The organism is Stenotrophomonas sp. P5_A9, assembly GCF_056400525.1.
This window is the reverse complement of sequence record NZ_JBFULC010000019.1, coordinates 13,837-27,488: the sequence shown is the minus strand read 5'-3', so window position 1 is coordinate 27,488 and position 13,652 is coordinate 13,837. Positions and strand designations below refer to the sequence as shown.

The following is a 13,652-nucleotide window of genomic DNA, read 5'->3' as shown; positions in this document are numbered from 1 at the left end:
ATCCCGGTCACGTTCAGAAACCCTGCACGACGCCCGGGCAATAATGCCGGCGCGGCGTATTGGACGTCGCGATTCATTCGGGGGGATGAGGTCYGGGCCCATCGGGGTCGCAGGGCTACGCCCCGCCCTGCTGGGCCAGATGACCGTGAGTTCGATGCGCTTGCCACACGTTCCCTCCCTGAGCGGCCGCCTGCTGATGCTGGCGGCCCTGCTGTTGACCGCCCTGCCCGTGTTGGCCCAGGACTGGACCTACCGGGTCCGTCCGGGTGACACCCTGTGGGACCTCGGCGCGCGCTATCTCAAACCGTCGGTGCCCTGGGAAAAGTTGCAGGCGCACAACCACGTGGCCGATCCGTATCGCCTGCCGCCGGGCACCCAGCTGCGCTTTCCCATCCCCTGGCTGGCCGTGCAACCTGCGCCGGCGCGTGTGCTGGCCGTCCGCGGCCGGGTCCAGGTTGGCGATGCCGGTCGGACGACGCTGCGTGCGGTCATCGAAGGTGAGCTGCTGACGATCGGCCAGCAACTGGTCACCGGCGCCGACGCCAGTGTCACCATCGCCTTCGCCGATGCCTCGCGGCTGCAACTGCGCGAGAACTCGCACCTGCGCCTGGACCAGCTGAGCCGCTACGGTCGCACCGGCATGGTCGATACACGCCTGCGCCTGGAACAGGGCCGCACCAGCAGCCGGGTGACGCCGGCCAAGGGCCCGGCGTCGCGGTACATCATCGACGCCCCCAGTGCGACCAGCAGCGTGCGCGGCACGGTGTTCCGGGTCAGCGCGGGCGATGCCACCCATAACGCGTCCACCGAGGTGATCGAAGGCAAGGTGCAGGTCGGCAATCGCCGCGGCCAGCGCCTGGTCACGCGTGGCCAGGCAAGCCGCAGCATGTCCGCCGATGCACGTCCGGGCGACGTGGAAGCCCTGCTGCCCCGACCGGTGCTGGACCCCGCGCGGCTGCACCTGGATCCGCTGCCGGCGCAGCTGTCATGGTCGGCGGTGAGTAGCGCCGCTCAGTACCGGGTCGAGGTGGTCCGTGCCGACCAGCCGGAGATCCTGCTGTTCGCCCGGGACACTGCCGCCACCACCCTGACCGTACCCGACCTGCCCCCGGGCGAGCTGCGCCTGCTGGTGCGCGCGGTCAGTGCCGATGGCGTGGAAGGCCTGGATGCCGAGCGCGACTTCGTGGTGCCCGACCAGCCGGTGGCCCCGTTGACGGTGCGCCCGGTCAACCAGGAAACCGTCAACAGCGCGCGGCCGCGATTCGAATGGAGCCAGGTCAGCGACGCCGAGGCCACCGTGCTGCAGATCGCGCGCGATGCGCAGTTCCTCGAACCGGTGCTGGAGCAGGAGAGCCGCGGCACCCATCTGCGCCCGACCCAGGCGCTGGCGCCGGGCGCCTATTTCTGGCGCGTGGCGTCGCGCGATGCCGCCGGCCACCGCGGCCGTTTCGGCCAAACGGTGGCGCTCACCCTCAGTGATGCCCCGGTCGATCCGGCACTTCAGCCGCCGCAGGCCGCCAAGGGCCAGTTGACGCTGCGCTGGCAGGCCGGCGCGCCCGGCCAGCGCTATCGCGTGCAGCTGGACCGCAAGGGCGATTTCGCCCAGCCGCTGCTGGACCGCGACGTCGATCAACCCGAGGTCTCGCTCAAACGTCCGTGGCACGGTGCCCTGCACGTGCGCGTGCAGTACATCGACGACGATGGCTACGCCGGCCCGTTCTCGCCGGCGCAGCAGATCAAATTGCCCTGCCGTACCTGCTATGGCGCTGGCGGCGGCGCGCTGCTGTTGTGGTTGCTGCTGTGAAACCCCTGCTGCTGTCCTGGCCGCAACGCATCGTGCTGTCGACCCTGGTCGGCGCGCTGGCGGCGGCGGCCAGTCATTTGCAGTGGTTCTGGCAGCAGGATGAAGCGGTGTACGACGCTTACGTCGGCCGTTGGGAATACCGTCCCGACCCACGCCTGCTGATCGTGGCGATCGACGACAACAGCCTGCAGCAGATCGGCCAATGGCCGTGGCCACGCGCCACCCACGCCCAACTGCTGGACCGTCTCACCCAAGCCGGCAGCGCGCGGGTGGTGCTGGATCTGATGCTGTCCGAACCGGACCGCCAGGATGCGGCGCAGGACGCCGACCTGGCCGCGGCGATCCGCCGCAACGGGCATGTCGTGTTGCCGGTATTGGCCGCCCCGGCCAGTGGCCCACGCATGGCCGAGGAACTGCTGCCGATCCCGCTGATTGCCGCCAACGCGGCCACGCTCGGCCACAGCGACGTCGAAGTGGATGCCGATGGCGTCGCGCGTGGACTGTACCTCACCGCCGGGATCGGCTCACCGCACTGGCCGGCCCTGGGGCTGGCGCTGGCCGACACGCCCGGCCCGCTGCCGGGCCTGCGCGATCCCGATCCGGCGCAGTTTTCGCCCTACCAGTGGCGCCGCAACCACTACGTGCGCGTGCGTTACGCCGGCCCACCGGAGACCTTCCCGCAGGTGTCCTACGTGGACGTGCTCAACGGCGAGGTCGATCCGGCACTGCTGCATGGGCGGCGGGTGCTGGTCGGCATGACCGCCAGCGGCATCGCCCCGCGCCTGCTCACCCCGACCACCCGCGAGCATTGGATGAGCGGCAGCGAATACCAGGCCAACGTGGCCTCGATGCTGCTCGATGACAAGGTCATCCGGCTGCTGCCCACGCTGTGGCAGGACCTGCTCAGCGGGGTGCTGGTGGCGCTGTGCTGCCTCGGCCTGACCCTGCCGCGGGCGGCGGCCAGCGCCCTGCTCGCCCTGCCCGTTACCCTGCTGATCAGTTTCGTGGCGCTGCGTGCCGGCAACGTGTGGTTCGCCCCGGCCGCCGCACTCACCGGCATGCTCGCGGTGATTGCCGCCTGGGTGCTGTGGCGCATCAGCGCATGGCGACGCCAGGCCAACAGCGATGCACTGACCGGGCTGGGCAACCGGCTGCGCTTCGAGCAGACCCTGCAGCAGGAACACGAGGCCGGCCGCCGGAGTGGCCGCCCGCTCAGCCTGGTGCTGATCGACGTGGATCATTTCAAACACCACAACGATCTCTACGGCCACCATGCCGGGGACAGTGTGCTGCGCCAGATCGCCGGCGAAATCGGCGCCCATGCACGCCGCCCGCGCGATATGGCCGCCCGCTTCGGCGGTGACGAGTTCGCCCTGATCCTGCCCGACACCAGCGCCGAGGGCGCCGTGCAGGTGGTCGAGGATCTGCTGGCGCGGACGCGGGCCATGGAGGTCCCGGCCGGGCCGGGGCAGACCCTGCAGATCACCCTGACCGTGGGCATCTTTACCCGCGTACCTGCCAGCGACAGCGAGCCGCGCCATTACTTTGAAGGCGCCGATGCGGCGCTGTACCGGGCCAAGGCGGCAGGCCGCGACGGCTATGCGGCCGATGACGGCGGCTGAGCCCACGCGCACACCATACGCAGGCGAATGTTAGACTCCGGCCACCTTCCCCTGCGTAGCCCGTCCCGATGAAGGCCACCGTTTTCCGCCATGGCATCAACCTGTGGCCGCCATTCCTGTTTACCGGCATCCACGTCACCGAGGTCAGCGACGACTACCGCCACGTGCGCGTCGAACTGCGCATGCGCCCGTGGAACCGCAACTACGTGGGCACCCATTTCGGCGGCAGCCTGTTTGCGATGACCGATCCGTTCTGGATGCTTACCGTGATGCAGAACCTGGGCCGCGATTACTACGTATGGGACCGCGCCGGTGCCATCGAGTTCATCAAGCCCGGTCGTGGCACGGTGACGGCCGAGTTCCGCCTGGATGATGCACTGCTCGACCAGCTGCGCGCGGCGACCGCCGGTGGCGAGAAGTACCTGCACTGGTTCAGCAACGACATCCTCGATGCGCAGGGCGAGGTGGTCGCACGCGTGCGCAAGCAGGTCTACCTGCGGCTCAAGCCTGACGCGCGCAGCCCCAAGGCGCCCGACAGCAAGGGTTGATCCGGCACGTGGTTGCTATTCTCGGTGCCCCTGCGTTTCACCGACGACCTCATGCGCCTGCTGTCTGCTGCCCTGCCCCTGCTGTGCCTGCCCATGCCTGCGCTGGCCCTGGAGGTTCCGCCGGTGGCGTATCCGCGTCTGCCGACTGTCGCCAGCAGTGCTGAAGGCTTCGTTCCAGACGGGTGGCGCATCGAACAGCGCCTGGACGGCGACCTCAACGCGGACAAGCGCGCCGACCTGGTGCTGGTGCTGCGTCAGCAGGACCGGCACAACGTGGTCGAGCATGAGGGCTTGGGCATCAGCCCGCTGGACAGCAATCCACGCCTGCTTGCCGTCGCATGGTCCAACCCGGACGGCAGCTATGCGCTGGCAGCGCAGAACCACACCCTCATCCCACGCCACGAATACCCGAACATGTCCGATGTATTCGAGGACGGTTCCGGCGGCGTATCGATCGTGCGCGGCACGTTGCAGGTGCAGCTGTATTTCTTCTCCAACGCCGGCAGCTGGTCCACCGGCTCGACGACCTTTACCTTCCGCTGGCAGGACCAGGCCTTCGCGCTGATCGGTTACGACAGCCAGTCGCTGATGCGCAACGCCGGGGAAACCGAGGCGCTGAGCATCAACTATTCCACCGGCAAGCTGCGCCGCGCGCATGGCAGCATCGAAGACGACCGCGACCAGGTGCAGTGGGAAGCGCTACCGTCGGCCAAACGCTGGACACTGAACAGCATTGGTGATGGGGCAGCGTTTCAACCGTTGCCCTAGCCACGGACGCCCGGCGCCCGCGTGGCGCCGACGTCATGCGTTACTGCGGCTGCCAGGCCAACGGCAGCCGCGCGCGGATCATCGCGCTCGCGTCGGTGGAAGGCCGCGCAAAGCATCGCACCTGCACGCCTCGACCATCGGCGCTGGGCTGCAGCGGGCGGTGCGCGCTGCGGAGTGGATCGGGCAATCGTGCCAGCGTGGCCATCGCACCCTCGCCGTCGTTCGGCTGCCCACGCAGCCACAGCATCGCCGCGGCCAGCCGCAGCTGCGCGCCCGCGTCCTGCATGCGCCAGTTGTACTCGTCATACGCCGGCCCGGCGATGTCCTGCAGCATGCAGCCCACCGCATTGGCCACGCACTGCAACGACCACACCGACGGCGGCGTGGCCAGCGTCACCCTGCGGTCGTCGCGGATCTGTTGCTGCACCTCGGTCGCGCAACTGCGAGACAGCAGCGCGGCACTGCGTGCCTGGGTCTTTTCCGTGTCGTACAGCCAGCGCGATTGGCCGTCCGGCAGGCGTGCGGTTGCAGCGCGCTGGAAGGCGAACTCCCCGCGCATGGGCACGCACAGGTCCAGCTCGGCCACCGTCGGTGCGGCCAAGGCCTGCTGGCAGATCGTCGGCAGAGATGCATCGGCCGGCAGCTCGGACATTATCTCGGTGAACAGCGACGCATTGCGACTGGCCATGGCACCGCCCACCATCGCCACCAGCAGGCTGTCGCTGCTGCGCATCAACATGCGCCCGGTGCCGATGTCCTCGCAGACGCCCTGCAGGGCCTGGCTGCTGTTGCCGCGCACCTGTTCCAGCGCGTGCAGCGACAGCCGCTCCATCAACGCCTGAATCGGCGGAAACGGCATCGACACGTCACTGGCGAACAGATTGCGGTAATGGTCGTTACGGCCCAACGCGCTGATGCGCGCGTGCAGCCCGTCATGCCCGCGATGCGCCTGGGCCACCTCCGCCGCATGCGCGCGTACGTCGTCCAGGCAACTGTCGGTGGCGCGCCCGCACCAGCCGTGGGCGGGCGTGGCCTTCGGGTATCGCCCTTCGGCGACGCTGGCCGTCCACGGCTGCGAGGTTTCCGCGGCAATCGCCTGCGCGAACGCCTGCGTATCGCGTGTGGTCAGCGCGCGCATCCGAGCAGGATCGATGCCGTCATAGGGCAACAGCCACAGCGGCGGGAACGCATTGCGCTCGGGCACCTGGTCGCGCGGCGCGGCCTCCATCGCCGCCAGCGCCGCACGCTCGGCGGCCGGCACCGGCAGCAGCCAGGACACCAGCACCACCACCAGCAGCAGCGCGCCCATCCCGAGCACGGCCATGCCCACCCACTTCACTCCGTTCAACACAGCATTCCTCCAGCGCGCCGCTTCCTGCGGTGGCCGGCAGGGTAATCCGGGCGGCGGCACCGCTACAATGCGGCATGTCGCCCGAAGCCCCCCAACTCGTCCCGCGCCCCTCCCTGCAGCGCCTGTTCCTGACCGGCCTGCTGACCCTGCTGCCGATCTGGCTAACCTGGGTGGTGGTCAAATTCGTCTTCGTGCTGTTGTCGGGCATTTCCAGCCCGGTGGTGGTGCCCCTGTCCGAGCAGATCGCCGCCTCGTTCCCCCATTACCTGGGCTGGGTCAAGGTCGAGTGGATGCAGAACGTGATCGGCCTGGCCGCCACCCTGCTGGTGATCCTCAGCGTGGGCGTGCTCRGCCGCCGGGTGATCGGCCAGCGCCTGCTGCGCTGGTTCGGCGCGGTGATCAAGCGCATTCCGCTGGCCAGCATCATCTACGACAGCGCCAAGAAGCTGCTGGACATGCTTCAGACCGAGCCGGGCAGCACCCAGCGCGTGGTGCTGATCGATTTCCCGCACCGCGACATGAAATCGGTCGGGCTGGTCACTCGGGTAATCCGCGAACAGGGCACCGGTCGCGAGCTGGCTGCGGTGTACGTGCCGACCACGCCCAACCCGACCTCCGGCTACCTGGAAATCGTGCCGGTGGAACTGCTCACGCCCACCGACTGGACCGTCGACCAGGCCATGAGCTTCATCATCTCCGGCGGCGCCGTCGCCCCGGAAACCGTGCCGTTCACCCGCGCCGGAGACCGCTAGAGGCGCGCCACCAGTGACGGCAGCGGGTCTTTACCCCTGCTGACGCGCGGTGGTGCGGCGCTGGCCGTACGCGCGCGGATCGGGCAAGCTCCCCGGTCTGTGTAGTGTTACGGATACCGCCGATGCCCCACCCCGCCCGCGCCCTGGCGCTCGCCATCGCCGCCCTGCTGGTGTTCAGCACCGCCGCACCGGCAGAAGCCGCCAAGAAGAAGGCCAACCGGCCGGCCGCCGCGCAGACCCGGCAGGCCGCCAAACCCAAGGCCAAACCGCGCGCGCGCCCCGCCGCGGCGCCGGCCCGCCAGCCCCTCGTGCGCCAGCAGACCAAGGCCGCCCAGCTCAACCGCATCTACGATGAATACTGGGATGCCTCGATGCGGCTCAATCCGCTGCAGGCCACCTTCCAGGGCGACAGCCGCCACAACGACCAACTGCCCAACATTCTCTCGGCCGCCTACCGCCAGCAGTCGCACGACTTCACCGTGGAATGGCTGGGCAAAGTGGAGAAGATCGGCCCCGATGGCCTCACCGGCCAGGACCTGCTGAGCTACGAGATTTTCGTACGCGACGCGCGCATGTCCGTCGCCGCCGAGCAGTATCCCAGCTGGATGCTGCCGGTCAGCCAGTACTACAACCTGGGCAGCATCATGGCGATCCTCGGCTCCGGCTCGGGCGCCCAGCCGTTCAACACGGTGAAGGATTACGACAACTGGTCCAAGCGTTCGCTGGGCATCGGCCCGCTGTTCGACCAGGCCATCGCCAACATGCGCCAGGGCATGGCCGCCGGCGTCGTGCAGCCGCGCGACCTGATGGAAAAGGTGCTGCCGCAGCTGGATGCGGTGATCAAGCCCACTGCCGAGGAAACCCTGTTCTGGGCGCCGGTGCGCAACCTGCCCGCCGACATTGCCGACACGGAAAAGACCCGCATCACCGCCGAATACAAACGCATGATCGAGTACCGGATCATGCCGGCCTACCGCGCCCTGCGCGGCTTCATCGCCACCGAATACCTGCCTGCCACGCGCAGCAGCGATGGCCTGGGCGCGCTGCCCAAGGGCCAGGCCTGGTATGGGCAGAACATCGTGCAGAGCACCGCATCCACCCTGGATGCGCAGCAGATCCACCGCATGGCCGAACAACGCGTGGCCACCCTGCAGGCGCAGATCGCGGGCATTCTGAAGGACAACAGGATCCGCGGCTCGCAACAGAAAGTGCTGCGCAACATGCGCACGGACAAGAGCTTCCAGTACGCCAATGGCGAGGCTCTGCTCAACCGCTACCGGCAGTTGCAGACCCAGGTCGCCGGCCGCCTGCCGGCCCTGCTCGGCACGCTGCCGAAGGCGCCGATGGAAATACACGCGGTCGAACCCGAGCGCGCTGCAGCCGCCTCGGCGGTGAGTTACCAGCAGCCGCTGCCGGATGGCCTGCGCCCGGGCATCCTGTATGTCAACACCGGCAACCTGGCAAGCCGGCGGCGCTGGGCCACACCGATGCAGTTCCTGCACGAAGGCATCCCGGGCCACCACGTGCAGCTGGGCCTGCAGCAGGAACTGGACAAGCTGCCGCGCTTCCGTCGCCTGGGCGGCGACATCGCCTTCATCGAAGGCTGGGGCCTGTATGCCGAATCGCTGGGTGACCCACTCGGCGTCTACCAGGATCCTTATGAACGCATCGGCTACCTGCAGGCCGCGCTGACCCGCGCCGCGCGCATGGCCGCCGACACCGGCCTGCATGCGCAGGGCTGGAGCAAGCGCCAGGCGGTGGACTACCTGGTCAAGACCGCCGACATCCCGGCCGAAGATGCCACGGCTGAAGTGGAACGCTTCATGGCATTGCCCGGGCAGACGCTGCCCAATGGCCTGGGCGAACTGAAGATGTTCGAGCTGCGCGACCGTGCCAAGGCTGCACTGGGGCCGCGTTTCGACCTGCGTCGCTTCCACGAGGAAGTGCTGCGCGACGGTTCGATGCCGCTCGATATCCTCGATGCCAAGCTGCAGCGCTGGATCGCCAGTGAAACCGCCGGCACGCCGGCGCCCGCCGCCAGTCCCTGACCTCGCCCCGGGAGCCGGCCATGCACATGACACCGCGTCCGCGCTGGATCAACGCGATGTGCATCGGCCTGCTCGCGGCCGGCAACGTCTTCGCCGCGCCGGTGCTGACGCCGCCGGACCCGGGCATCGATGCGTTGTTGCAGCGCTACGACGGCCAGGTGCCCGGCGCGGCGGTGCTGGTGCTGCACGACGGACAGCCGGTGTTCCAGCGCGGCTACGGCCTGGCCGTCCTCGAGGACGGCACCTCGGTGACCGCACAGAGCAACTTCCGCCTGGCCTCGCTGAGCAAGCAGTTCACCGCGGCGGCGATCCTGCTGTTGGCCGAGGATGGCCGTTTGACCCTGGATGACCCGCTCAAGCGCTGGTTGCCCTCGCTGCCGCGCGCCGCCGATGCGATCACCCTGCGCCAACTGCTCAGCCATACCAGCGGCCTGCTCGACTACGAAGACCTGCTGCCGCCCGGTGCGACGGCACAGGTGCACGACAACGACGTGCTGCACCTGCTGGAAACCCAGGACCGCACGCGCTTCGCCCCCGGCAGCCGCTACCGTTACAGCAACAGCGGATATGCGCTGCTGGCGCTGGTGGTGGCCAAGGCGTCCGGGCAGGATTTCGCCAGTTTTCTGAAGGCGCGTATCTTCAGCCCGCTGGGGATGGATGCCAGCGTCGCCCACCAGGACGGCGTGGACGATGTGGCGCATCGCGCGTACGGCTATAGCCAGATCGACGGACGCTGGCAGCGCACGGACCAGAGCCCCACCAGCGCGGTACTCGGCGACGGCGGCATCTATTCCTCGCTGACCGACCTGGCCAAATGGGACGCGGCACTGTACGACACGCGTCTGCTGAAGGCAGCGTCCTTGCGCCAGGCATTCGCGCCGGCCACCGCCACCGAGGAACCGGACGTGCCGTTCTACGGCTTCGGCTGGCGCCTCAACGGCCAGGCGCAATGGCACAGCGGGGAGAGCATCGGCTTCCGCAATGTGATCCTGCGTTATCCCGCACACCGCCTGACGGTGATCATCCTGAGCAACCGCGACGGCCCCGAACCCTATCCGCTGGCGCTGCAGATCGCACGACGCTGGCTGGACACCCTGCAATGACCCACGACCACGGCACCCCGCTGCTCGGCGTCCACCATGTGGCGCTGATCGGTTCGGACTACGCGCGCTCCAGGGCGTTCTACACCGAGGTCCTTGGCCTGCGGGTGCTGGACGAAAACTACCGCGCCGCGCGCGATTCCTGGAAGCTCGACCTGGCCCTGCCCGACGGCAGCCAGCTGGAGCTGTTCTCTTTCCCGCACGCCCCGCCCCGCCCAAGCCGCCCGGAAGCCCAGGGGCTGCGTCATCTCGCGTTCCGGGTAGCGGCGCTGGAGCCGATGATCGCGCGCCTGGCCGCGGCCGATGTCGCCTGCGAGGCGATCCGTACCGACGAATACACCGGCCGCCGCTTCACCTTCTTCGCCGACCCGGACGGACTGCCGCTGGAGCTGTACGAGATCCCGGCCGAGGGCGGCTGAACAGGGTCGGCGGTGCGTTCCGTACCGGAGCGAATGGGTATACAGTCGGGCTGTACCGGCCCTGCGCCGGCATTCACGAACTCCCTGGGAGGGGAAACATGCGCAAGACTTTGAAGACCCTGCTGCTGGCACTGCCGCTGATGCTGGCCGCCATGTCGGCCAGTGCGGCCGATGGTGCGGTCGGCCGCTGGAAGACCATCGACGACAAGACCGGCAAGGTAAAGTCGATCGTGGAGATCACCCAGGCCACCAACGGCACCCTGACCGGCAAGGTGGTGGAGATCCTGCATTCGGACAAGGGCCCCAATCCGGTCTGCGACGGTTGCGAAGGCGCCAACAAGAACAAGCCGGTCAAGGGCATGACGATCCTGTGGAACCTCAAGGCCGACGGCGCCAACGCCTGGTCCGGCGGCACCATCCTGGACCCGGGCAACGGCAAGACCTACAAGTCCAAGGCCAAGCTCCAGACCGGCGGCGCCAAGCTCGACGTCTCCGGCTGCATCGCCTTCATCTGCCGCTCCCAGACATGGGTGCGTGAGTAATCTGGCGCTGTTTGTCTAGTCATTGCTCCGGTGTGGTCGAGGCGTGTGCATCGCCGGTTGGGAGGAAGAGAAAGGCCGAAGCGGCTGCGCCGCTTCGGCCTTTTGCATTTCAACTCCCCCCACACCCCGAACCAAACCGCTCTGGCTTCGGTCTCGGCAGGAAGAAGCTCCTTTCGGTTCGATTCGTTCGGCCAAGTTCGCCTCGCTTAGGCGTCGGCGTCGGCCTCTGCCCCCGCCGTTCCCATGCATACCAGCCAACTGTGGAAGGGTTGGGGTGGTTGAGGTTGCGGGGCCCTCCACCGCATGGATGCGGTGGCGGAGCTTACATGGGTGAGGGCGCATTGCTTGCGAGGCACTGCCTCGCATGCGTCCGAACGCACAGCCGCCAGCGGCTGGGCCGGGCCGCGGAGCGGGACTTGCAGCGTGCCCCGCGGCCTCACCCACCCCAGCCCTCCCCCAGCAGACCGGTCAATAGGCTTCGGCTTCGGCTTCGGCTTCGGCTTCGGCTTCGGCTGTGGCCCTGGCTCCAGTTTCGAAAAAAAGCCCGCCGCAGGCGCCCACCCCCTCCATGCGATAATCCCCAGTCCCCAAAGCAACAACGCAGACCATGACCCGCACCGCTCTCGTCACCACCGCCCTGCCCTACGCCAACGGCCCGCTCCACCTGGGCCACCTGGTCGGCTACATCCAGGCTGACATCTGGGTGCGCGCGCGGCGAATGAGCGGCGGCAAGACCTGGTTCGTCTGCGCCGATGACACCCATGGCACCCCGATCATGCTCGCCGCCGAAAAGGCCGGCGTCAGCCCGGAAGCCTTCATCGCCAACATCCAGGCCAGTCACGAACGCGACTTTGCCGCCTTCGGCGTCGCCTTCGACCACTACGACTCCACCAACTCGGCCGCCAACAAAGCCCTGACCGAAGCCTTCTACCTCAAGCTTGAGGCCGAAGGCCACATCGCGCGCCGCTCCGTGGCCCAGTTCTACGATCCGGCCAAGGGCATGTTCCTGCCCGACCGCTACATCAAGGGCATCTGCCCGGTCTGCAGCAGCCCTGACCAGTACGGCGACAACTGCGAAGTGTGCGGCGCCACTTACGGCCCCACTGAACTCAAGGACCCGCGCTCGGTCATCTCCGGGGCCACCCCGGAAATGCGCGACTCCGAACACTTCTTCTTCGAAGTCGGCCGCTTTGAAGGCTTCCTGCGCGAGTGGCTGGCCGGCGACGTCGCCCTGCCCGGCGTCAAGGCCAAGCTCGGCGAATGGCTCAATGCCGAAGGCGGCCTGCGCGCCTGGGACATTTCCCGTGACGCGCCGTACTTCGGCTTCGAAATCCCCGGCCAGCCCGGCAAGTACTTCTACGTCTGGCTGGATGCGCCGATCGGCTACCTGTCCAGCTTCCAGACCCTGTGCGCCAAGAACGGGGAAGATTTCGACGCCCACCTGCGCGCCGGTTCCAGCACCGAACTGCACCACTTCATCGGCAAGGACATCGTCAATTTCCACGGCCTGTTCTGGCCGGCGGTGCTGCACGGCACCGGCCATCGCGCGCCGACGCGCCTGCACGTCAATGGCTACCTGATGGTCGACGGCGCCAAGATGTCCAAGTCGCGCGGCACCTTCGTCATGGCGCGTACCTACCTGGATGTCGGCCTGGAAGCCGAAGCGCTGCGCTACTACTTCGCCGCCAAGTCCGGCGGCGGCGTTGAAGACCTCGACCTCAACCTGGGCGACTTCATCGCGCGCGTCAACGCCGACCTGGTCGGCAAGTTCGTCAACCTGGCCAGCCGCTGCGCCGGCTTCATCAGCAAGCGCTTCGATGGCCGCCTGGCCGACAGCCTGCCCGATGCCGCCCAGTACGACCGCTTCGTCGCCGCCCTCGCCCCGATCCGTGAGGCGTACGAGCGCAACGACCCGGCCGCCGCCGTGCGCCTGACCATGACCCTGGCCGACGAAGCCAACCGCTACATCGACGACCAGAAGCCGTGGGTGATCGCCAAGCAGGACGGCGCCGACGCGCAGCTGCAGGCGGTCTGCACCCAGGGCTTGAACCTGTTCCGCGTGCTGGTCACCGCACTGCGGCCGATCCTGCCGGCCACCGCCGCGCAGGCCGAAACCTTCCTCGCCGCACCGGTGCAGGACTGGACCGACATCGCCCGCCCGCTGACCGCACACACCATCGCGGTGTACGCACCGCTGTTCACCCGAATCGACCCGAAAATGATCGACGCCATGACCGACGCCTCCAAAGACACCCTCGCCGCCGCACCCCCCGTCGCCCCGGCGAAGCCTGCCAAGCCGGCGCCCGCACCGGCGGTAGCCGCCGCCCCGACCGACGGCACGGCCTATATCGGCATCGACGACTTCGCCAAGCTCGACCTGCGGATCGGCAAGGTGCTGGCCTGCGAGTTCGTCGAAGGCTCGGACAAGCTGCTGCGCTTCGAACTGGACGCCGGTGATCTCGGCAAGCGCCAGATCTTCTCCGGCATCCGCGCCAGCTACGGCGAGCCGGAAAAACTGGTCGGCCGCAGCGTGGTGTTCATCGCCAACCTGGCCCCGCGCAAGATGCGTTTCGGCCTGAGCGAGGGCATGATCCTCTCGGCCGGTTTCGACGGCGGCGACCTGGCCCTGCTCGATGCCGACAGCAGCGCCCAGCCCGGCATGCCGGTGCGCTGATCGCAACGAGGGGCGGCCTTGCCG

At 68.2% G+C, this 13,652-nt stretch carries 11 protein-coding genes; 10 read left to right on the top strand and 1 reads right to left on the bottom strand.

Annotated features, from left to right (window positions below; translation table 11 throughout):
- Nucleotides 1–154: 154 nt before the first annotated feature.
- From AC1DR7_RS08195 to AC1DR7_RS08180, 4 genes are all read left to right on the top strand, one after another.
- Nucleotides 155–1,804, top strand: coding sequence for a FecR family protein (locus AC1DR7_RS08195; RefSeq protein ID WP_457318915.1), 1,650 nt, complete (start codon nucleotides 155–157; stop codon nucleotides 1,802–1,804).
- On the top strand, nucleotides 1,801–3,426 hold the full coding sequence (locus tag AC1DR7_RS08190; protein WP_457318914.1) for a CHASE2 domain-containing protein: 1,626 nt from the start codon (nucleotides 1,801–1,803) through the stop codon (nucleotides 3,424–3,426). Before AC1DR7_RS08195 ends, AC1DR7_RS08190 begins: the two co-directional genes overlap by 4 nt.
- 68 nt (nucleotides 3,427–3,494) lie before the next feature.
- Complete coding sequence (locus AC1DR7_RS08185) at nucleotides 3,495–3,974, top strand: DUF4442 domain-containing protein (RefSeq protein WP_256775895.1); 480 nt, start codon at nucleotides 3,495–3,497, stop codon at nucleotides 3,972–3,974.
- Nucleotides 3,975–3,998: 24 nt separating this feature from the next.
- Nucleotides 3,999–4,742: a hypothetical protein gene (locus AC1DR7_RS08180; RefSeq protein WP_457318913.1), complete on the top strand. Its 744-nt coding sequence runs from the start codon at nucleotides 3,999–4,001 to the stop codon at nucleotides 4,740–4,742.
- 40 nt (nucleotides 4,743–4,782) lie between these two features.
- On the opposite strand, the gene AC1DR7_RS08175 is transcribed toward AC1DR7_RS08180, so the two are convergent.
- Nucleotides 4,783–6,090 carry a hypothetical protein gene (locus AC1DR7_RS08175; protein ID WP_478052733.1) on the bottom strand — a complete coding sequence of 436 codons (1,308 nt, stop codon included), beginning with the start codon at nucleotides 6,088–6,090 and terminating at the stop codon, nucleotides 4,783–4,785.
- A 77-nt stretch (nucleotides 6,091–6,167) separates the two neighbouring features.
- Here AC1DR7_RS08175 and AC1DR7_RS08170 point away from each other — a divergent pair, with 77 nt between their 5' ends.
- From AC1DR7_RS08170 to metG, 6 genes are all read left to right on the top strand, one after another.
- Entirely contained in the window at nucleotides 6,168–6,845 is a 678-nt protein-coding gene (locus AC1DR7_RS08170) for a DUF502 domain-containing protein (RefSeq protein WP_478076442.1), read from the top strand.
- A 122-nt stretch (nucleotides 6,846–6,967) separates the two neighbouring features.
- A complete protein-coding gene (locus AC1DR7_RS08165) occupies nucleotides 6,968–8,893 on the top strand; it encodes a DUF885 domain-containing protein (RefSeq protein WP_457318911.1) in 1,926 nt (641 codons plus the stop codon).
- Nucleotides 8,894–8,913: 20 nt separating this feature from the next.
- Nucleotides 8,914–9,996 (top strand): serine hydrolase domain-containing protein, encoded by a 1,083-nt coding sequence (locus AC1DR7_RS08160; RefSeq protein ID WP_457318910.1) that lies wholly within the window; start codon nucleotides 8,914–8,916, stop codon nucleotides 9,994–9,996.
- The gene (gene gloA2, locus AC1DR7_RS08155; protein WP_457318909.1) at nucleotides 9,993–10,412 is read left to right on the top strand and encodes an SMU1112c/YaeR family gloxylase I-like metalloprotein; all 420 of its coding nucleotides are present in this window, start codon (nucleotides 9,993–9,995) and stop codon (nucleotides 10,410–10,412) included. The genes AC1DR7_RS08160 and gloA2 overlap by 4 nt, the downstream gene beginning before the upstream one ends.
- A gap of 98 nt (nucleotides 10,413–10,510) precedes the next feature.
- Nucleotides 10,511–10,954, top strand: coding sequence for a DUF2147 domain-containing protein (locus AC1DR7_RS08150; RefSeq protein ID WP_256775889.1), 444 nt, complete (start codon nucleotides 10,511–10,513; stop codon nucleotides 10,952–10,954).
- A 607-nt stretch (nucleotides 10,955–11,561) separates the two neighbouring features.
- Entirely contained in the window at nucleotides 11,562–13,628 is a 2,067-nt protein-coding gene (metG, locus tag AC1DR7_RS08145) for a methionine--tRNA ligase (RefSeq protein WP_457319403.1), read from the top strand.
- The last annotated feature ends 24 nt before the right edge of the window (nucleotides 13,629–13,652 follow it).